Raw genomic sequence first — 19,806 nt, forward strand, 5'->3', positions numbered from 1 at the left:
CCATGCCAATCGAAAACCACCCGACCGACGATCAGCCATACGGCATCGGCTCGGCCGCCGGCGGATCCCCGGCTTGGGGAGACCTTCCGCCCTCACTGAACGACCGCCCCGTCGTTCGCCGTACCCACACCGAGCCCATCGAACAGGCCCGGCTGCATCAACGCGCCGCCGAACTGCTCAGGCAAGGTCATCGGCTCGCTCTGGTCGCCGCTCACCACGACACCGCCGAGGCCGTCGGCGGCCCCGGCATCCGCGTCGTCTACCTGTTCGTCTCCGGCCCGCCCGACACCCGTATCGAGTTGCACCTGAGCCTCGATCCGGACACGCCGGCCGTGCCCACCCTCGCCGGGCTGTCCTTCCCCGCCGGCCGGTTCGAACGCGAAATGCGTGACCTGTACGGAGTGGTGCCGCTGAGCCACCCGTTGCCCCGTCGCCTGGTCCGCCACCCCCACTGGCCTCAAGGCTGGTACCCCATGCGCGCCGACGCCGGACCGCCCCCGCCCTTCGGCGATCCCGACACCCCTTACCCATTCCGTCCGGTCGAAGGTCCGGGAACGTATGAGATCCCGGTCGGTCCCGTCCACGCCGGGCTGATCGAACCCGGCCACTTCCGCTTCACCGTCGTCGGCGAGACCATCCTCAAGCTCAAAGCCCGCCTGTGGTTCACCCACAAAGGCACCGAGAAACTCTTCGAAGGCCACGCGCCCGCCAGCCGCGTCGCGCTGGCCGAACGCGTCAGCGGCGACACCGCCGTCGGCCACGCCCTCGCCTACTGCCTCGCCGTCGAAGACGCCACCGACACCCGAGTACTGCCCGAGGCCGCCCGGATGCGCGCGATCCTGCTCGAACTCGAACGCCTCCACAACCACGTCACCGACCTCGGCGCGCTGTGCAACGACGTCGGCCACTCCATCCTCCATGCCCACGCGCTGCGGATCCGCGAAACCCTGCTGCGCCTCAACCACGACACCACCGGACACCGGCTGCTCCGCGGCGGCATCCTCCTGGGCGGCGCCAACCTCCGCCGCATCCCCGACCCTGCCCGTCTTGAGGCCATCGGCGCCGATATCCGCGAGCTGGTCGCCCTGGCCCTGTCCCACACCGTCATCCGCGACCGCTTCACCGGCACCGCCGTCCTCACCGGCAAGCAAGCCCACGACATCGGGACCCTCGGTTACGTCGCTCGCGCCAGCGGCCTCGCCTATGACGCCAGGATCAGCCACCCTGTCACCGACTACGGGGACGCTCTCACCATTCCTGTTCGGACCGGCGGAGACGTCCTCGCTCGCTTCCTCGTTCGTGCCGATGAAATCGACGTCTCCATCAACGTCATCACCGAGCTCAGCAAGGGCTTGAACCCTGGCTACATCACCAGCTGGCCACCCATCGCCCACACCGGGCCCACCAATACCGGAACCGGCATCGTCGAAGGCTGGCGCGGCGCCATCACCCACCGCGTCGAACTCGACGCCGAAGGACGCCTCACACGCGTCAAAATCGCGGACCCGTCCTTTTTCAACTGGCCGGCCGTCCCCGTCGCCCTTCGCAGCACGATCGTCCCCGACTTCCCCCTCACCAACAAAAGCTTCAATCTCTCTTATGCCGGCAACGACCTCTAACGGTGACGCAGTTATGCGCCGTACACAAATATTGACACCAGGAAATATAGGCGAGGAAATTGTGTCACAAGAAAAATCATGGCAAGAGAAGTTTGAAGAGCGGGTGGCCAAGCAGCAGGCAAAGCGCGGCCCTCTGAAGGAGGGCAAGGTCTTCGAGCATGGTCCCGCCAAATTCCTATTCATCTTCATCATCGGGTTCGTGGTCATCACCCACCTCGCCATCCTCGTCGTCATGATGCAGAGCGGCATGCACTGAGCCCACCCCGCCGGGATCCGCGGGGTCTGTCCAAAGTCACCTTGGCGACCGCACGCGGCGACCCGACGAGGTGGAACGGCGCATGGTCGGAAACGCCGTATGCCCCGGAGATGTCAAGCCTGCGCCGGATTCGTAGTACGGAACGCGTGGCGTACGGTCTCAATGCCGACCGAGGTGCCGGTCCGGTCGAGGCCCAGCAGTGCCGCGCCCGCGACCGGGGGTGCGTCGACGATCGCCAGGGTGAACTCCTGCTCCAGCTCCGGTGCGACCCTCCACACCGCGGTCAGGAGGCGGCCCGCCGGATCGGCGAACAGGCCGCCGCCCAGCACCAACGTCCACGGGCCCTCGTCGCCCAGGCTTCGCCGGGCCGCGCGGGCCATGGTCACGACCTCGCCGGCCAGCTCGCCCACCACCCCGGCCGCGACCGGGTCGCCGGCGACCGCCTGGTCCAGGACCACCGGCACCAGGACGCCCAGTCCGTCCCCGGTCAGCGCGCCCGCGAGCAGTGCCTCTCCCACCGCGCGCACCGACGCGACGCCCAGCGTCGAGCAGACCGCGTCGCGCAGGGTGGTCGACGGGCCCCGGCCGTCCTCGGCGCGGGCGGCGACGCGTACGGTCTCACGGGCCAGGAAGTCGCCGGCGCCGCTCAGGTCGCCCGTCTGCCAGCCCAGCGACGGCAGCTCCCAGGCGCCGGAGCCCGCCCGCGCGACGCACTTCAGGCCCGCGCCGCACACCACGCCGACGGCGGGCGCCCCCGACGGAGCGCCCAGGCGCAGCAGCGCCCACGCGTCGTTGCCGACCTCGACGGAGCCGAACACCCCGAGTGCGGCCAGCGCCTCGCGCCGCTCCGACGCCTGCCACGGCACGTCCACCCCGGCCAGGTAGCAGGCGGCGTGCACGTCGGACAAGGTCACGCCCGCGGAGGAGGCCGCGACGCCCGCCAGCCGGGCGATCAGCGCGGCCACGGCCGGTGCGGCGAGGGCGCAGCCCGGCCCGCGGACCCAGGCCAGGAGCCTCCCGTCGCCGTCCAGCAGCGCGACGTCGGTCTTGGAGTTGCCGCCGTCGACCGCCAGGACCAGCGACGGCATCACGCGGCCCAGGGCAGGTGCGCGCGGTTCGCCTCCAGCAGCAGTTCGGTGAGCCGGTCGGCGACCGCGTGCCGCCCCACGAGCGGGTGGGCCAGCAACGCGCGGAACACCCGGTCGCGGCCTCCGTGCACGGCGGCCTCCAGCGCGAGGTGCTCGTACGCGGTGACGTGGGCGATGAGCCCGGACAGCAGCGGCTCGACCGGTGCGACGGGCAGTGCCGCCGGGCCGTCGGCGCCGACGGTCGCGGGGACCTCGATCACCGCGTCCTCGGGCAGGAACGGCAGCGTGCTGCCGTTGCGCAGGTTCACCACGTGTGTGCGTCCGTCGCCGTCGCGCAGGGAGGCCATCAGGTCCAGCGCCGCCTCGGAGTAGAACGCGCCGCCGCGCCGGGTCAGCAGCTCCGGCTTGGTCGTCACCGAGGAGTCGGCGTACGCCTCCAGCAGCCGGCCCTCGATCTCCATGACCTCCTGGGCGCGCACGCCGTTCGCCTTCTGCTCGGCGACCACCTCATCGTGGGCGTAGTAGTAGTGCAGGTAGTAGGAGGGCACGGTGCCGAGCCGCCGGACCAGGTCCACCGGCAGGCCGGTCGCGGGCGCCACCCTCTCGCCGTACTCCCCGAGCAGGCGCGGGAGCACATCGACGCCGTCGAGCAGCACGCGGCGCTCCCACGTCAGGTGGTTGAGCCCGACGTGGTCGAGGGTCAACCGCGACGGATCGACGCCGAGCACCTTGGCGAAGTGCCGCTGGAACACCACCGCCGCGCTGCACAGGCCGACCACCCGCGTGTGACCCGCCTGGAGCAGCGCCCGGGTGACGATGCCGACGGGGTTGGTGAAGTCGATGATCCACGCGGACGGGTTGACCGCGCGTACCCGCTCGGCGACGTCCAGCATCACCGGCACGGTGCGCAGCGCCTTGGCCAGGCCGCCGGCGCCGGTGGTCTCCTGGCCCAGGCAGTCGCAGCGCAGCGGCAGCGTCTCGTCCTGGAGCCGGGCGGCCTGGCCGCCGACGCGCAGTTGCACCAGCACGATGTCCGCGCCCTCGGCCGCGGGGGCCAGGTCGGTGTGCGTGGTCACGGACGCCGGGTGGCCGCCGGCGGCGAGCATGCGGCGGCTCATCGCGGCCAGCACGTCCAGCCGGCCGGCCGACACGTCCTGCAGGGCGACCTCGGTCACGTCGAGCCGGTCGCGCATGCGGACCAGGCCGTCGATCAGCTCGGGCGTGTACGTCGAGCCGCCGCCGACGATGGTGAGCTTCATTCGTCCTCCTGGAGGTCGACCACGGCGTTCGCGGCGATCACGCGGGCGTAGTAGCGGGCGCTGTCCTTGACGCGCCGTTCCTGGGTGGCGCGGTCGACGTGGACGAGGCCGAAGCGCTGGGCGTATCCCTCGGCCCACTCCAGGTTGTCCAGCAGCGACCAGTGCAGGTAGCCGAGCACCCGCGCGCCCTCGTCCATCGCCCCGGACAGCGCGAGCAGGTGCCGCCGGAGGGCGTGCGCGCGCCCGGTGTCCCGTACGCGCCCCGTGGCGTCCGGCTCGGCGTTCCACACGCCGCCGTTCTCGGTGATCAGCAGCGGGATCCCGTAGTCGCGGTGCAGCCGTACGAGCAGGTCGTGGAAGGCGCCGGGCACGTCCTCCCAGCCGCTCTCGGTGCGCGGGACGCCCTCCTCGGCGCGCAGCACCTTCCAGGGCAGGCCGTCCTGGGGCGCGGCGGCGACCCGGCGGCGCGTGTAGTAGTTGACGCCGAGCAGGTCCGAGCGGGTGCCGATGACGTCGAGGTCGCCGGGGCGCACGAAGTCCAGCGGGCCGACCAGCCGCTCGAACAGCGCGACCATGTCCGCGGGGTACTTCCCGCGCAGGACGGGATCGAGGAACCAGCGGTTGGTGTACCCGTCCGAGCCCCAGGCCGCCTCCGCGTCCGCCTCCGACAACGGGTACGTGGGGTAGAGGCTCAGCGGGATGCCCGCCCGGGCGTCCGGGCGCCGCTCCCGGATGCGGCCCATCGCCAGACCGTGCGCGAGCAGCAGGTGGTGGGCCACGAGCACGGACGTGCGCAGATCCCGCTCCCCCGGCGCGTGCAGGCCGAGCCGGTAGCCCAGCACCGACACCACCCACGGCTCGTTCACCGTCAGCCAGGTCGGCACTCGGTCGCCGAACGCGTCGAGGCAGACCTCGGTGTACGCGGCGAAGGCCTCCGCCGTCTCGCGCGACTTCCAGCCGCCGCGATCCTCCAGCGCCTGGGGCAGGTCCCAGTGGTAGAGGGTCGGCACCGGGGTGATGCCGCGTTCGAGCAGACCGTCGATCATCCGGTCGTAGTGCGCGAGGCCGGCCGGGTTGACCGGGCCGGTGCCCGCCGGGACGATCCGCGGCCAGGCGAGGGAGAACCGGTAGGCGTTCATGCCCAGGCCCGCCATCAGGTCGGCGTCGGCCGGCCAGCGGTGGTAGTGGTCGCAGGCCACCGCACCGGAGTCGATGCCCCGCTCGGCGGTGAAGGTGTCCCAGATCGACGGGGCCCGGCCGTCCTCGGCCACCGCGCCCTCGACCTGGTACGACGACGTCGCGGCGCCCCACAGGAAATCGGGCGGAAAGTTCACCACTGCACTCCCGGCAGGTTCAGGGCGGCCTCGCAGCCGAGGAGGAGAACGCCGACGCTCCACGCGTGCGAGAGCGTGAGCAGCATCCCCTTCGCCTGGAAGCACGCCGTCTGGTAGTAACGTTCGCTGGCCATGCCCTTGTAGGCGTTGAAGTCGCCGTCCTCGCGGGCGATGAACTGCCGGAAGCAGGCGAGGTTCTCCCGGGTCAGCTCCAGGTAGTACGGATCGCCGGTCGCCTCGGCCAGCTCGACCATCTCCGGCAGGCAGATCAGGCCGTACGCGTGCAGGTGCTGGTTGCTCGGCGACGCCTGGTCCGCGCCCCGGCTGCGGAAGCCGTACGCCCCCAGCAGCGTGTGCGGGTCGAAGCGCACGTCGTAGGTGTAGCGGAAGGTCAGCATCCAGTCCGCGGCGCGGCGGGCGAGGTCGCGCCAGCGCGCCTCGCCGGTGACCCGCCACAGCGCCATGTACGCGAGGATCGCGGCGTACCCGTCCTCGGACGTCGGCGCCAGGTCCACGTCCTCGGGCGCGCCGTGCAGGAACTCCTCGTCCACGAAGTGCGCGTAGTGCTCACCGCCGCGGACCGCCGCGGGCAGGTGGGCCGGATCGAGGTCGGCGGCCTCCGCGAGCGCCGCCACCCAGGTCAGCCCGGCCGCCCCTTCGCGCGACAGGACCCGCCCGTCCTCGGCGTGCAGCATGCTGCCGAGGTTGCCGTCGGCGCTCTGGCTCTTGACCGCGACGTCCAGGTTGCTGCGCACCGCGCGCTCCCAGGAGTCGCGGGCGACGCCCGCCGCGCGCTCCGCGAGGACCGCCCGGCGCAGGAACAGCGTCGCCTCGGCGAGGGTGCGGGCGTGCAGGCCGCCGGGAACCGGCGTCCAGCTCCCGACCCAGCCCCGGCTGCCGCCCCACTGGCCCCAGAACGTGCCCGACGGCGCGAGGTTGGCGCAGATGTGGTCGATGACGGCGGCGCCGGCCGCGACCTCCTCGGGCAGCCTCCGGCGGCGGCCGTGCGCCAGCAGCGCGTGCGCGTACGGGATGCCGCTCACCCAGGCGACGTGCATCGCCTCCCGGTCGCCGAGGCCGCGGACGTTGCCGTTGAACTCCCGGTCGAACGCCGCGGTCTCCAGCAGCACCGCCGGGTCCGGACGGTAGTGCCAGCGGTGCAGGCCGTACGCGGCGAGGTCGGCGGCCTCGGCCACGCCGACCCAGGGCCGCAGCGGCTCGGTGGCCGTCCGCGCGTGCCGCTCGCGGAGCACCGGCGCGTACGCGTGCCGGTCCGCGGGCAGCGGGTAGACGCACAGCTCGACCGTGTGCCGCTCCCCCGGCCGCCAGAGGTGGGTCTGCGCCATCGGCGGCAGCGGCACCCTGTCGCCGTAGTAGCTGACCGGCGCCTCACGGTAGGGGAACTCGGCGTGCAGGGTCGCGGTGCCCGCCTCCCAGGCGAAACCGATGCCGGTCAGGCCGAGAGAACTGTTCTCGTCGACGGCCAGCGCGAGCCCGCCCTCGCCGGTCCAGGCGAACACGGCGGGCGTCGCGGCGCGGTCGGCGCGGAAGCTCCACGCCGGCGAGACGAACCTTTCGGTGTCGGCCTCCCGCGCGTACCGCGGGTACAGCCGGTCGTTGCCCTCCGGGCGGTTCTCGCCGTAGAACAGCCCGGGGATCAGCCAGTACGGGTCGTCTTCGGCGGGCAGGCTCGCCGACACCCGCAGCCGCCCCTCGACGGGCCCGGTCCCCCGGTAGGTGGCGGTCACCGTGACGGTGACGCCGCCGGCCGGGGTCGGGTCGGCCGAGCGGTCCAGCTCCACGTCGAACACACCGGGGTCGAGCCCGGTGACGGTCAGGTCCATGTCCGCTCCCCATCGGAGTCCTCGGTCAGCACGCGGGTTCTCCGGCCGGCGTGCGGGTCCTCGGTCAGCACGCGTGCGGGAACGTTCCAGCCGTCGAGCAGCACGCGCCGCTCGGCGGGCGGCGCGCCGTCCCACCGGCACCGCAGCACGATCTCCTCGCCCGGCAGCAGGTCGACGGCGTTGTCGTCCCAGCGGGCCCAGCCGGGCCGGTCCGCCGGACGGCCGTCGAGCAGCCGCACGAACGGCGCGGCCGGGCCGTCCTCGTGCCGCAGCCGCAGCGCCCACTCGTCGCCGGAGGCCGACAGCCGTACGGAGAGACGGGCCGGCGGGAGCGCGAGCAGCGCGCCGAAGCCGGTGCCGGCGGTGAGCAGGTACCGGTTGCGGTACGTCCGCCCGCCCACCCGCAGCGCCAGGTCGAGGAGGAAGGGCGCGCCCGCCAGCGTGGCCGTGGCGCAGCGAATCTCGCCGAGGGGCCGCAGGCCGCCCACCTCACCCCGCGATCCGTCCGCTCCGCCGCGCGATCCGCCCGCCTCGGTCGCGGGGCCCTCCGCGTCGCTTCGCCACGCGGCGGACGCGATCTCCTCGCCGTCCAGGCGCAACACCCGCGCGGTGACCTCGCCCGGCGCGGCCCACACGGTGGCGGTGAACTCCTCGCCGGTCACGCGCGGTGCCGGAAGGGCCGCGCAGACGAGCGGCGAACGGTACGCGCGCCGCACGTAGTGATAGGCCGCCTTCGGCTCGCCGAAGTAGTCGACGGCCGCCGTGCACCAGCCGTTGGGGAAGGACTCGTTGAGCTGCCACGGCAGCACCCCGCAGCTCTCGGGCCGCCGCCGGTTGGCCTCGACCGCGTACCGCAGGCCGTCGGCCTGGAGGAACTGGCTCGCCCGCGACATCGCGGCCAGGTCGCCGATCGCGTCGTCGAAGGCCGCGCGGACCAGGGGCTCGTTGTTCCACCACCGGCCCAGGTGGTCCCAGACCGGGTCGCCGTGCGTGGGGATCCTCGCGCCGGGCACGACCGAGGCGATCGCGCGCAGGTTGCTCATGCCCTCGACGCCGAACTCGCTGAGGAGCAGGCCGCGCCCCTCGTCGTAGAGCCGGTAGTGGTCGTCCAGTCCCTGGTGCTCCCACGGGCCGTGCACGTCGTGCTGCTCGGGCGCGGTGCGCACGCTGTCGAGGGTGTTGCCGAACACCGGCCCGGACGGCGAGGTCGGCAGCCACCGCCGGTCCGGGTCCAGGCGCGCGACCACGTCGTGCAGTGCGGCCAGCACCGGGGAGCCGGCGTCGGTCAGCGGGACGCCGCCGGCGTTCTGCAGCTCGTTGCCGCCGCACCAGATCGCCAGGCTCGGATGGTTGCGGCGCGCGGGCACGATCCGCTCCGCCTCGGCCCGCATCCGCGCGACGAACGCCGGGTCCGCGCTGGGCACGCTGCTCATCCCCGAGCTGGACTGGGCGAACTCCTGCCACACGAGGATGCCGTACTCGTCGCACAGGTCATAGAAGGCCTCGCTCTCGACGAGGCCGCCGCCCCAGACCCGCAGCATCATCACCCCGGCCTCGCGGGCGAGCGTGAGCAGATGGCGGAGCCGGTCCTCGCCGGCCGCTCCGTACATCGCGTCGGCGGGCACCCAGTTCCAGCCCAGGATGTCGACCGGCTCCCCGCCGACCGTCAGCCGGTACGGCAGCGCGCTCGCCGGGCCGCCCGGCTCACGGACGAAGCCGATGTCGCGGAAGCCCACGCGGACCCGGCGTTCGTCGCCGGGCCGACCCGAGCCGTCCCGTACGGCCGTGTCGAGCGTGTACAGGTACGGCTCGCCGAAGCCGTTCGGCCACCAGAGGCGCGGCGAGGGCACCTCCAGGACGAGCTCGGTGACCGCGCCGGTGAGCGGCACGACGGACTCGGCGACCGCCGCGCCGTCCGCGTCGCGCAGCACGCACGCGACGGCCGCCCCGGCCACGTCGCCGTCGGCGGTCACCGTGACGGTGAGCCGGTCGGCCGCGGGACGCGCCCACACGTCCGCGAGGCGCACCGCGCCGGTGATCCGGAGCCGGGCCGGACCCCACAGCCCCTGGTGGACGAGGCGCGGGCAGAAGTCCCAGCCGTAGCCCATCCGGCCCTTGTGCACGGTCACGGCCTCGGTGTGGCCGACCTGCGGTTCGCTGACGGGAGCCGGGTCGACCACGACCGCCAGGGTGTGCTCGCCGGCGCCGAGCCGCCCCGTCACCTCGGTCACGAGCGGGACGAACGTGCCCTCGTGCGCGGCCACCCGCTCGCCGTCGAGGTGCACGGTCGCGGAGTGGTCGACGCCGTCGAACTCCAGGAACGCCCGCTCGCCGTCCGCCAGGGCGGGCGCGCGCAGCGTCGTCTGGTACACCCAGGTCCGCTGCGGCACCCACTCCGACAGCAGGCTCTGCCGCCCGACGCGCGGATCGGGCACCTCGCCCGCCGCGAGCAGGTCCGCCAGCACCGAGCCGGGCACCCGCGCGGGCACCCACCGGCCGCCCACGTCGCGGGCGTGCAGCTGGGCGCGGTGGAGCTGCCAGTCGTCGCCGAGGAAGCCGCGCAGGCGCCAGCCCTCGTCGAGGGCGACCACGGACGTCATTCCGTACGGTCCAGGGTGGTGTCCTCCGGGTGGTCCTCCGCCCCGCCCAGCGGGCGTTCCAGCAGGTCCGTCTCGACCACCGGCAGCGCCCGGTCGTCCGGCACGAACAGCGTCTTGATCTCGTGCGGGTCGAACTCCGCGATCACCGTGCGCCGCAGGAACGGCAGGTGGACCGTCGCTGTCGCCGCCGCGCCGTCCGTCTCGTAGCCGCGCACGATGTGGCCGCCGCCGTCCTCGGCCCGCTTGACCACGGTGATCACGACGTTGCCCGCGTCGCGTACGTCGGCGAAGGACCGGTGCTGGGCCAGCGGGCCGTCGTGGAAGGACTCCAGCAGGGCGACCGGGCGCTGGTCCAGCTCGGCGGCCGCACGCGGGGTGCCGGCCGCGCGCCAGTCGCCGTCGTGCGGCAGCAGCCGGTACGTGAAGCGCTGCACGCCCTGGTCCATCGCCTCGAAGTCGCCGTCCTCGGGCAGCGGCTCCGGGGTGTGCCAGGCGTACGGTGGGCTGCGCAGGACCGTGACGCCGAGGTCACCGTCGGACACGTCGCCGCCGTACTTGGCGTCGTTGAGCACCGACAGCCCGGCCGGGCCGGCGGGCGTCTCCCCCGACACGTCCACCCAGGTGTGGCTCACCGTCTCGTGGCCGTCCGGGACGCGCTCCAGGTGGCCGTACGGGATGGCGTGCGTCGCGGTCACGCCGGTCAGCGCGGTCGGGAAGCGCAGCTTGAGCATCCTCAGCCGCTCGTGCCAGTCGACGGTCACCCGGACCTCCAGGTGCCGCGCGCCCGCGACCAGCACGTAGTCCTCGCGCATCGTCGAGGAGCCGTACGCGCTGTCGACCCGCACCACGTGGCGCACCGGACCGGACTCGACCACGCGGACGGACGTCGGGGTGAACCGGCCGATCACGTCGCGGTAGGAGACGACGCTGTGGCCCCAGGTGTCGGTCCGGTCGTCCAGGACCGCCGCGTGCGCCGCCCGCGCCGCCTCGTCGTCGATGAGGTCGACGCCGCTCGCCTTGTGCACGAGGCTCGACAGCCAGCCGGTCTCCGGGTCGATCTCGGCCCGCAGGTGCTCGTTCTCCAGGACGGTGCCGCGCTCGGCGACCGGGCCGCTCGCCGGGTCGGCGTACAGCCGGTAGAGCCGGTAGCCGAGCGGCGGCAGCTCCACCGGCACCACGAGCACGCGACGCCCGCCGCACACCGTGGACGAGCGCGCGACCTGCACGGGCACGCGCCGGTCCGCGTCGTCGACGGCGACGATCGCGCCCCGGCCGAGCTGGGCGCCGAACTCGACCTCGACCGTGGTCGCCACCGGCCAGGGGTGCGGGTTGAAGACGGCCAGCGGCGCCATCCCCTCCTCGGGCGCGACCGCGATCTGGCGGCTGATGCTCTGGATCGCCCGGTTCTGCAGACGCGCCGCGATCGAGCGGGCCTCGCCGAGCTGGTCGCGCGCGTCGTCGTACGCGCTCGGCAGCGCCGTGCCGGCCGCCGTGTCGTGGAAGTGGTTGAACAGGACCTGCCGCCAGGCCGTCTCGAACTCCCCGGTGACCGGCGCCATCCCCGCCACCTCACCGGCGATCGCCGCCCACTTCTCCGCGGCGGAGAGCGCGTGCTCGGTGGTGCGGATCAGCTTCTTGATCCCCGAGTGCGCGGAGTAGCAGCCGACTCCGTGCGGCTGGATCTCCCCGGTGTACTCCGGCAGGTCGCCGTCCGCCGCGTCGTCGAAGAACGCGGCGGCCGTGGAGAAGATCATCCGGGGGAACTGGTCGCTGCCGTTCAACTCGACGATGCTGTCGATGTTGGCCCGGGTCGGGCCGCCGCCGTGGTTGCCGACGCCGTAGAAGCACATCAGCGGCTCGGTCGTGTGCGGAAGCTGGGCCAGGGCCTTGCCGACGTGGGTGCCCAGGTGCCCGGCCGGGCTGCAGTACTCGTGCGGGATCCGGTAGGTCAGCACCCGGGAGCCGTCCGCCGCCCGCCACCAGAACGTGGGGCCGGGCAGCTCGGCCTCGTGCGGCTGCGGCCGCATGAAGGCGTACCTGTCCATGCCGGACTTGCTGAGCAGCTGCGGGATCACGGCGTTCTGGCCGAAGGGGTCGACGTTGCAGCCGACCGAGGCCATCCTCCCGAACCGGTCGGCCAGGAACCGCTGGGAGTACAGCGCGTGCCGGACGAACCCCTCGCCTCCCGGGATGTTGCAGTCCGGCTCGACCCACCAGCCGCCGACGATCTCGAACCGGCCCGCGCGCACCTGTTCGCGAAGCGCGTCGAACAGCTCGGGGTCGTGTTCCTCGATCCACGCGAGGTACCCGATGGAGTCGCAGGTGAAGACGAAGTCGGGGTACTCGGCGATGCGGTCGAGGGCGGCGCGGAACGTCGCGCGCGCCTCCTGCAGGCCCTCCTGCCACGGCCACAGCCACACCGCGTCGATGTGCGCGTTGCCGATCATGTGGAGCGGTCCGCGGGTGGCCTGCCCGATCGGCGGCGCGGGGCGGGCGGGGGACGCGGTACGCGGCCGGGGGTCCGGTGTCGCGCTGATCATGGTGAAGCGGGGGTTCCTTCCAGTGGGGGGTGCCGGTCCGTTACGAGGACGCGGCGGCCCAGCGGTCGATGTGCTCGCTGAGCAGGTGCAACAGCAGGACATGCGCCTCCTGGACGCGTGCCGTACGGTCCGAGGCGACGGCGAGGACCCGGTCGGCGTGCTCGGCCGCCGGTCCGCCGCCGCTGTCCGCGTGCCCGGTGAGCAGCACGGTCAGCGCGCCGGCCTTGCGGCCCGCGGCGAGCCCGGCGACGACGTTGGGGGAACGCCCGCTCGTGGTGAACCCCACGACGACGTCGTCCGGGCCGGCCAGCGCGGTGACCTGGCGGGCGAAGACGTCGTCGAAGGAGTAGTCGTTGCCGATGCACGTCGAGACGGTCGGGTCGGTGGACAGCGCGACGGCGGCGAGCGGCCGGCGCTCGCGGCAGTACCGGCCGATGAGCTCGCCCGCCAGGTGCTGGGCGTCGGCGGCCGAACCACCGTTGCCGAAGGAGTAGACGACACCCCCGCGCTGGAGGCGGTCGCTCACCTCCTCCCCGAGTGCCTCGACCGCGGGCACCAGGCCGCGGACCGACTCGATCACGGCGAGGTGCTCCTCGAGATGCTCGACGAGCGCAGGCTGATCGGTCATGGAATCCTCCTTCGTCGAAGAAGTGGCCAGGCGGACTGCGCTCTCGATTCCCTCGCTTCGCTCGGTCATGGAGTCCTCCTGCGTCGGGGAGGGTGACCACAGGGCCGCGTCCTCGATTCCCTCGCTTCGCTCGGTCATGTGGATGCTCCGGTGGAGTCGTCGAGGTGGAGGAAGGCCGAGGCCGCCGCGCCGACCACGCCGACCGTGTCGCCGTGCGCGGACAGCTCGACGCGGGCGGCGGCGCCGGCCGGCCGCATGGCCTGCGACAGCGCCGCGCGGCGTACCGGCAACAGGAGGGCGTCGCCCGCGCGGGTGACGCCACCGCCGAGGACGACGAGCTGGGGCTCGACCACGTTGATCATGACCGCGAGGGCGCGGCCCAGCGCGGCGGTGGTCTCGTCCCACAGGCGCCGGGCGAGGGGGTCGCCCCGCATCGCGTGCGCGGAGACGGTCTCGGCGGTCACCACCGTGACGTCCCGCATGGAGGACGCCTCGCCGCCGGCGAGCGCCTCGTTCGCGCGCCGGGCGATCGAGCTGCCCGAGGCGTACGCCTCGATGCAGCCGCGCTGGCCGCAGCCGCAGCGGCGGCCGTTCCAGTCGATGATGACGTGCCCGAACTCCCCGCCGTTGCCGGCCGCGCCGCGGTACAGCCGGCCGTCGAGGATGACGCCGCCGCCCACCCCGGTGGAGACCGTGAGGTAGAGCATCTGGCGCACGTCGCCCCAGCGTCCGTAGTGGTATTCGCCGAGGGCGGCGGCGGTGGCGTCGTTCTCCAGGAACGACGGCCGGCCGTACGCCGCGTCGACCAGGTCGACGATGGGCACGTCGTCCCAGCCCGGCAGGCCGGGCGGGCCCTGCACCCGGCCGGTGACCGGGTCGAGCGGGCCGCCGCAGCCGATGCCGACCGCGGCCATGTCCTCGGCGCCGCAACCGGCCTCGGCCAGGGCGTCCCGGCCGAGGTCCAGCAGGCGTTTGACGGTCGTTTCCGGGCCCTCCTCGACCCTGGTCGGCGTCCGTACGAACGACCGTACGTCACCGGCCCGGCCCACGACACCGGCGGCCAGTTTGGTGCCGCCGATGTCGAGGGCGAGTACGTGATCCCCGAGTGTCACGTGTCAGCCCTTCCGGCCCGTGGTGGCGATGCCCTCGATGATGTGCCGCTGGGCGAAGGCGAAGATCACGATCATGGGTATGGTCGCGATCAGGCTCGCCGCCGAGATGATCTCCCAGTGGTGCTCGCCGCCGTTGCCGAACGTGTCGATGATCGACTTCAGGCCGCGGGGCATCGTGAACAGCGAGGTGTTCTGCAGGTAGATGAGCGGTTTGAGCAGGTCGTTCCAGCTCGCCTGGATCTCGAAGATGAAGACGATCGCCAGCGCCGGCCGCGCCAGCGGCAGGGCGATGCGCCAGAACAGACCGAAGAAATTGCAGCCGTCGACGCGAGCCGCCTCGAACAACTCCCGTGGCAGCGACAGGAAGAACTGCCGCAGCAGGAAGATGTAGAACGCCGAGCCGAAGATGTTCTGCGCCCACAGCGGGACCTGGGTGCCGGTCAGTCCGACCTTGTTCCAGATGATGTAGACGGGGATCATCGTGACCGCCTGCGGCAGCATCATCGTCGCCAGCACCAGGCCGAACAGTATGTTGCGCCCGGGAAACCGGAAGTAGGCGAACCCGAACGCCACGACGGCGCTGCTGATGGTGACGGTCGTCGCCGCGGCGATGCCCACCACCGCGCTGTTCAGCAGCCAGTGGAGCATGTCCCCGTAGTGCCAGACGTCGGCGAAGTTGGCCGGCCTCCAGCGGTGCGGGATCAGCTTGTTGTCGAACACATCGGTGCGCGGTTTGAACGACGCGCTGATCAGCCACAGGAACGGATAGGTGAACAGCACGCTGACGAGCGCGAGCAGCACCACGTACGGTGCGCGCTTCCAGATCGGGACGCGCTCGCGGCGCCCGGCGCCCGGCCGGGCGGCCTTGACCTTCCGGGTGGCCGGGCCCTGGGACGCGGGCGTGGCGGTCAGGCCCGCGGGAGAAGCGGCCATGTCAGTCCCTCTCCCCCTCGTAGTAGACGAACCGGCGCGAGACCCGCACCTGGATCGCGGTGATGATCATGATGACGATGAACAGCAGCCAGGCCAGCGCGGAGGCGTAGCCCATGTGCAGGAAGCTGAAGCCCTGCTGGAACAGGTAGATGACGTAGAACAGTGCCGCGTCGTTGGCGTAGGTGCTGTTCTGCTGGCCGCCGAAGAACATCGTGTACGCCTGGTCGAACATCTGCAGCGCGGAGATGGTCTGCACGATCAGCGTGAAGAACAGCGCGCCGCTGATCATCGGCAGCGTGATCTTGCGGAACCTCATCCACGGGCCCGCGCCGTCCAGGGCCGCGGCCTCGTACAGGTCCTTGGGCACCTGGCGCAGCGCGGCGAGGTAGATGACGACCATCCCGCCGACGCCCCACAGCATCGTGAGGGCCAGGCCCGGCTTGACCCACGCGGTGTCGGTCGTCCAGTTCGGCCCGTCGATCCCGACCACGCGGAGCACGCGGTTGAGCAGGCCCTGGTTGCCGTTGAGCAGCAGCAGGAACAGCGCGCCCGCGGCGACCGGCGGCGTCATCACCGGCAGGTAGAACACCGTGCGGAAGAAGCCCGACGCCCGGCCGACCCGGTTGAGGATCATCGCCAGGATCAGCGCCACGACCATCGCGGTCGGCACGTACATGACCGCGTAGATGAGGGTGTTGGTGAGGGCCTTGCCGACCTTCGGGTCCGAGAACATCTGGCGGTAGTTGTCCCAGCCCACGTTGCGGGGAGAACTGATGGCGTCGTAGTCGGTGAACGACAGCACCAGGCTGGCGATCATCGGGCCCAGCGTGAAGACGATGAACCCGACGATCCAGATGCCGATGAAGCCGTACGCCGCGCGCGTCTCCCGGCGGCGGTTGCCGCCGCTCCGCTTCCGGGTACGCCCGGCCGTCGCGGTGACCGCCGCCATCACTTCACCGCGCTGAACGCCTTGGCGGCCTCCGACTGCGCCTGCTTCATCGCCGCGTCGGGCTTCTGCTGACCGGACAGGGCCCGGTTCACCGCGTCGGTCCACGCGGTCTTGATCTCGCTGCTCGCCTTGGACGGCGGGATGCTGAAGGCGTAGTCGGTGGAGGCGTAGTAGTTCTGGATGGCCTTGTCGAAGCCGGTCGTGCCGGGCTTGACGTACTTGGCCTTGATCTGGGCGTCCGCGGTCGGGTTGGCGGTCCACAGGCCGGTGAAGATGGACTTGTTCTTCTCCACCGTCGCCTGGCGCGCGGCGGCGGCCTTGAGCCACGTGTCGGTGGCGGTCATGAACTTCATGTAGTTGACCGCCGCGGCCGGGTTCTTCGAGCCCTTCGGCAGGCACCACGCGCTGCCGTTGGAGAAGCTGATCGGCTTGCCCTGCCGGTCGGTGAAGGGAATCGATTCCAGATCGAGCTTCGGCGTCGCCTGCACGAGGACGTTGACGTACCAGCCCTCCCAGGGGAATGCGCCGGCCTGTCCCTTGTTGAACTCGTTGCCCGAGCCGAACAGGTCCCAGGCGTCGCGGAAGGCCTTGAACTTCGACCAGCCGCCCTGCTCGCCGATGAGGCTGAGCGCGAACGTCAGGGCCTCGATGATCCTGGGGTCGGCGAGGTTCGGCGAGCCGTCGGGGTTGATCATGTCCGCGCCGTTGGCCTTGGCCCACAGCGGGAGGAACTCCGGCAGCTTGGGGTCGAACCCGATGCGGGTGATCTTGCCGCCGCTCACCTTGTAGAGCTTGGCGGCGTTGGTGTGCAGCTTGTCCCAGTCGGTCGTCGCGAGGTCGGCCGCGGTGAGCCCCGCCGACCGCAGCACCTTGCCGCTCATGAGGATGTTGCGGGTGTCGTAGAACTCCGGGACGCCGTAGACCTTCCCGTCGATCGTCACCTCCTTCGCCGCCGCTGGACGGTAGAGGCTCATCTTGATGCCGGCCTTGTCGATGAGGTCGTCGAGGGGCTGGATGGCGCCCTTCGCCGCGTAGGTGCCGACGAGGTCACGGTCGAGGTACACCAGGTCCGGCGGGTTGCCGCTCGCGATCGCGGACAGGAACTGCTGCGGGTCGAAGTCGCCCTCGTTGATGTTGACCTGGACCTTGGGATAGGCGCTCTTGAACGCGTTCCGGCGGGCCCCGCCGACGTCGTCGGGCTTGCCCAGGCCCTGGATCGACACCGTGCCGGTGTCGCCCTTGGACGCACCGCCGCCGCTGCTCGTGCTCTTGCCGCCGACACCGCCGCAGGCGCTCGTGACGGCGCCGAGTGCGAGCGCTCCCGCCGAGCCGGTCAGAAAACCGCGTCGGGTGATCATTGCTCACTCCTCACAACCAGGCGAATGTCCGGGCCAGGCGTGAAGAGTACGCGGTGACCTGCGGTTTCCGGTTAATCGGGGCACTGCAGACGCGTGGAGGACCGGCCGGGACATTGAATGTGGCATCGTTACCACAGTGCGGTGACCATATTTTCGGCCCGCAGTCACTGTCAAGACCGTGTTTCGGACGCATTAACGCACCGTTCCCGGCAGCGGCGCGGGCCGCCGGACCGCCCCTCCACGCTCCCATTGATCACGCAACGTCACAGACGGGCGGAGCCGCACACGCTGAAATCGCCGTGCTGCGATGCTGGACCCGACCTCGCCGCCCCCGGGCGGATATCGGATCAGACCATGATGAGAGGTGGCCCGCGGAGATGTCGTTGAGGAGATCGGCTGAGCACCTTCGCCGGAAGGCCGCGCCGCATATTCGCGACGCGGACGCGAATGCGGCAGCCGGCAGGTACGGCCCGGCGCTCTCGGAGAACATGACCGCGGTCCAGGCCGTAAGACGCCTCCGCAAGATGGAGCCGGAAAACCGCCGCCACCTCGCGGTTCTGGGATCGCTGTATTACAACCAGGCACTGCTGCTGGAGAAGAACGGGCGGGGACTGGACGGCATCACCGCCGCGCGCAGGGCGGTCCTCTGCTACGAGTCACTCGACCCGACCCGACGTGGGGAAAGAAGCGTCTCCGAAGCCGTGACCGACGACGCCCTCATTGAAGGTGACGGCGACCCGATCGACGCCGCGCGGCTCATCGCCCATCTCGCCGACGCCCGGGCCCGTCTCGCGCGCCTTCTCGGCAGCCATGGGCACCCGGACCATCACCGCGACCGCGAGCTACGGCGATTCGACCTGGATCCGCGGCTCACTTTGAGACACGAGATTAACGTCCTCGACGCGCAGGCATGCTTGACCTATAAAGCGCTGGTCGAATGCTCCCGTTACACCGAGGCGGATTACGAACGGGTACTCCAGGAGAGCGGCGAAGGGCTCGGGCGATACCACGCCCGATTTCCCAAAGATCAATAACTCGGTCCGAGGCGGGCCGACACCCTGCACGCCTCCTGTTCATCACCCAGCGTCACGGTCGCCGATGCCAGGCAAAGCCCGGCCCGGCGCGAGCGGCGTCGGGATCAGGGCGTCGGTGCGGCGGCGGCCGGGCCCGGGTCGGGGCGGACGGAGGTGGCCGTCGTCGTGCGCGGCGGTGCCGTGGAGGCGCGTACGACGATCGAGGGCTGGATGTAGCGCACCGTCGTCTGCCCGGCCGGGGCCCCGGCGATGCGGTCGACGACGAGCTGCGCGCAGGCCCGGCCGAGGTCGTCGGTGTGCTGGTCGACGGTGGTGATGCCCGGCGAGACCATCGACATCCACGGCACGTCGTCGAACGCGACCAGCGAGACGTCGTCGGGCATGCGGTGGCCGCCCTCCTGGAGCGCCTGGAACGCCCCCTCGGCCAGCCGGTTGTTCGCGGCGAACAGCGCCGTGACGTCGGGCCGGCGTTCCAGCAGCGCGGTCACCGCCGCGCGCGCCGTGTCGGGCTGGAACCGGGTCGGCACGATGAGACCCGGATCCACCGGCAGGCCCGCGTCGCGCAGGGCCGCGCGGTAGCCCGCGAGGCGGCCCGCGCCGGTCGTCCAGTCGGTCTCGTCGATCAGCAGCGCGATGCGCGTGTGCCCGAGCTCGATCAGGTGGTCGGTGATCCGCCGTGCGCCCTGGACGTTGTCGACCAGGACGCCGTCGGTGGTCAGGCCGTCGACCATGCGGTCGGCCTGCACGACCGGGACGCCGTCGTTCATCAGCATGCGCACCGCGCGGTCCGACACCGGCGTGATGATGGCCGCCGAGACGCGCACCGCGAGGAACGTCCGGGCACCCTCGGCCTCGGCGTCCTGCTCGCCGTCGTTGTTGACGACGATGACGTGGTAGCCGGCCGAGCGCAGTCGCTGCTCGATGCCGGCCGCGAGGTTGGCGTAGAACGGGTTGCGCAGGTCGGAGATGAGCACGCCGACCGCGCGGCTTCGGCGGTTGCGGAGAGTGCGGGCGTTGATGTCCGGGACGTACCCGATGCGCTCGGCCGCCTCCAGCACCCGCGCCCGCACGTCGGCCCCGACGTAGCCGTTGCCGCTCAGGGCGCGGGACGCGGTCGAGGGCGAGGTCCCGGCGGCGCGGGCGAGGTCCTGGATCGTCGGCCGCCGACGGGGCCGGGGAGGGGGGGTGCCGTTCGGCCGGTGTTCGGCACCGTCCTCACGTCTACGCCCCATCGGGCACTCCCGTGCAGACC

General features: G+C 71.9%; 15 protein-coding genes. 3 read left to right on the forward strand and 12 right to left on the reverse strand.

The features are described from left to right. Positions 1–2: 2 nt before the first annotated feature. Both OG417_RS35435 and OG417_RS35440 read left to right on the forward strand, forming a co-directional pair. Complete coding sequence (locus OG417_RS35435; protein ID WP_329238229.1) at positions 3–1,619, forward strand: hydrogenase large subunit; 1,617 nt, start codon at positions 3–5, stop codon at positions 1,617–1,619. Continuing rightward, a complete protein-coding gene (locus OG417_RS35440; protein ID WP_329238233.1) occupies positions 1,600–1,875 on the forward strand; it encodes a hypothetical protein in 276 nt (91 codons plus the stop codon). The genes OG417_RS35435 and OG417_RS35440 overlap by 20 nt, the downstream gene beginning before the upstream one ends. Before the next feature lie 113 nt (positions 1,876–1,988). Here the strand turns inward: OG417_RS35440 and OG417_RS35445 are convergent, their stop codons facing one another. The 11 genes from OG417_RS35445 to OG417_RS35495 all read right to left on the reverse strand — a co-directional run bounded on the left by OG417_RS35445 (position 1,989) and on the right by OG417_RS35495 (position 17,520). Next, positions 1,989–2,966, reverse strand: coding sequence for an N-acetylglucosamine kinase (locus OG417_RS35445; RefSeq protein WP_329238236.1), 978 nt, complete (start codon positions 2,964–2,966; stop codon positions 1,989–1,991). After that, positions 2,963–4,222 carry a 6-phospho-beta-glucosidase gene (locus tag OG417_RS35450; RefSeq protein WP_329238239.1) on the reverse strand — a complete coding sequence of 420 codons (1,260 nt, stop codon included), beginning with the start codon at positions 4,220–4,222 and terminating at the stop codon, positions 2,963–2,965. The genes OG417_RS35445 and OG417_RS35450 overlap by 4 nt, the downstream gene beginning before the upstream one ends. Continuing rightward, positions 4,219–5,556: a GH1 family beta-glucosidase gene (locus OG417_RS35455; protein ID WP_329238244.1), complete on the reverse strand. Its 1,338-nt coding sequence runs from the start codon at positions 5,554–5,556 to the stop codon at positions 4,219–4,221. Before OG417_RS35455 ends, OG417_RS35450 begins: the two co-directional genes overlap by 4 nt. After that, positions 5,553–7,400, reverse strand: a complete 1,848-nt coding sequence (locus tag OG417_RS35460; RefSeq protein WP_329238246.1) for a hypothetical protein — start codon at positions 7,398–7,400, stop codon at positions 5,553–5,555. Before OG417_RS35460 ends, OG417_RS35455 begins: the two co-directional genes overlap by 4 nt. Continuing rightward, on the reverse strand, positions 7,391–10,000 hold the full coding sequence (locus OG417_RS35465) for a glycoside hydrolase family 2 protein (RefSeq protein WP_329238249.1): 2,610 nt from the start codon (positions 9,998–10,000) through the stop codon (positions 7,391–7,393). Before OG417_RS35465 ends, OG417_RS35460 begins: the two co-directional genes overlap by 10 nt. Next, the gene (locus OG417_RS35470; protein ID WP_329238251.1) at positions 9,997–12,540 is read right to left on the reverse strand and encodes an alpha-mannosidase; all 2,544 of its coding nucleotides are present in this window, start codon (positions 12,538–12,540) and stop codon (positions 9,997–9,999) included. The genes OG417_RS35465 and OG417_RS35470 overlap by 4 nt, the downstream gene beginning before the upstream one ends. A 40-nt stretch (positions 12,541–12,580) precedes the next feature. Then, positions 12,581–13,168 carry a D-sedoheptulose-7-phosphate isomerase gene (locus OG417_RS35475; protein WP_329238254.1) on the reverse strand — a complete coding sequence of 196 codons (588 nt, stop codon included), beginning with the start codon at positions 13,166–13,168 and terminating at the stop codon, positions 12,581–12,583. 134 nt (positions 13,169–13,302) lie between these two features. Further along, positions 13,303–14,280 carry an ROK family protein gene (locus tag OG417_RS35480; protein WP_329238257.1) on the reverse strand — a complete coding sequence of 326 codons (978 nt, stop codon included), beginning with the start codon at positions 14,278–14,280 and terminating at the stop codon, positions 13,303–13,305. Between the two features lie 3 nt (positions 14,281–14,283). Further along, a complete protein-coding gene (locus tag OG417_RS35485; protein WP_329238260.1) occupies positions 14,284–15,213 on the reverse strand; it encodes a carbohydrate ABC transporter permease in 930 nt (309 codons plus the stop codon). Position 15,214: 1 nt separating this feature from the next. After that, on the reverse strand, positions 15,215–16,162 hold the full coding sequence (locus OG417_RS35490) for a carbohydrate ABC transporter permease (protein ID WP_329238263.1): 948 nt from the start codon (positions 16,160–16,162) through the stop codon (positions 15,215–15,217). After that, the gene (locus OG417_RS35495; protein WP_329238266.1) at positions 16,162–17,520 is read right to left on the reverse strand and encodes an extracellular solute-binding protein; all 1,359 of its coding nucleotides are present in this window, start codon (positions 17,518–17,520) and stop codon (positions 16,162–16,164) included. The genes OG417_RS35490 and OG417_RS35495 overlap by 1 nt, the downstream gene beginning before the upstream one ends. Positions 17,521–18,008: 488 nt before the next feature. Between OG417_RS35495 and OG417_RS35500 the strand changes: the two genes are divergently transcribed. Beyond that, on the forward strand, positions 18,009–18,554 hold the full coding sequence (locus tag OG417_RS35500; RefSeq protein ID WP_329238268.1) for a hypothetical protein: 546 nt from the start codon (positions 18,009–18,011) through the stop codon (positions 18,552–18,554). A gap of 104 nt (positions 18,555–18,658) precedes the next feature. On the opposite strand, the gene OG417_RS35505 is transcribed toward OG417_RS35500, so the two are convergent. Further along, complete coding sequence (locus tag OG417_RS35505) at positions 18,659–19,786, reverse strand: LacI family DNA-binding transcriptional regulator (RefSeq protein ID WP_329238271.1); 1,128 nt, start codon at positions 19,784–19,786, stop codon at positions 18,659–18,661. Between the last annotated feature and the right edge of the window lie 20 nt (positions 19,787–19,806).

Origin of the sequence: Actinoallomurus sp. NBC_01490 (assembly GCF_036227085.1) — a bacterium.
Classification (GTDB): Bacteria; Actinomycetota; Actinomycetes; order Streptosporangiales; family Streptosporangiaceae; genus Actinoallomurus; species Actinoallomurus oryzae.

What these genes read in the sequence shown, in the direction of transcription:
- OG417_RS35435 (WP_329238229.1), top strand. Translation starts at nt 3, where the DNA reads ATGCCAATCGAAAACCACCCGACCGACGATCAGCCATACGGCATCGGC.
- OG417_RS35440 (WP_329238233.1), top strand. Translation starts at nt 1,600, where the DNA reads ATGCCGGCAACGACCTCTAACGGTGACGCAGTTATGCGCCGTACACAA.
- OG417_RS35450 (WP_329238239.1), bottom strand. Translation starts at nt 4,222, where the DNA reads ATGAAGCTCACCATCGTCGGCGGCGGCTCGACGTACACGCCCGAGCTG.
- OG417_RS35460 (WP_329238246.1), bottom strand. Translation starts at nt 7,400, where the DNA reads ATGGACCTGACCGTCACCGGGCTCGACCCCGGTGTGTTCGACGTGGAG.
- OG417_RS35465 (WP_329238249.1), bottom strand. Translation starts at nt 10,000, where the DNA reads ATGACGTCCGTGGTCGCCCTCGACGAGGGCTGGCGCCTGCGCGGCTTC.
- OG417_RS35470 (WP_329238251.1), bottom strand. Translation starts at nt 12,540, where the DNA reads ATGATCAGCGCGACACCGGACCCCCGGCCGCGTACCGCGTCCCCCGCC.
- OG417_RS35475 (WP_329238254.1), bottom strand. Translation starts at nt 13,168, where the DNA reads ATGACCGATCAGCCTGCGCTCGTCGAGCATCTCGAGGAGCACCTCGCC.
- OG417_RS35485 (WP_329238260.1), bottom strand. Translation starts at nt 15,213, where the DNA reads ATGGCCGCTTCTCCCGCGGGCCTGACCGCCACGCCCGCGTCCCAGGGC.
- OG417_RS35490 (WP_329238263.1), bottom strand. Translation starts at nt 16,162, where the DNA reads ATGGCGGCGGTCACCGCGACGGCCGGGCGTACCCGGAAGCGGAGCGGC.
- OG417_RS35495 (WP_329238266.1), bottom strand. Translation starts at nt 17,520, where the DNA reads ATGATCACCCGACGCGGTTTTCTGACCGGCTCGGCGGGAGCGCTCGCA.
- OG417_RS35500 (WP_329238268.1), top strand. Translation starts at nt 18,009, where the DNA reads ATGACCGCGGTCCAGGCCGTAAGACGCCTCCGCAAGATGGAGCCGGAA.
- OG417_RS35505 (WP_329238271.1), bottom strand. Translation starts at nt 19,786, where the DNA reads ATGGGGCGTAGACGTGAGGACGGTGCCGAACACCGGCCGAACGGCACC.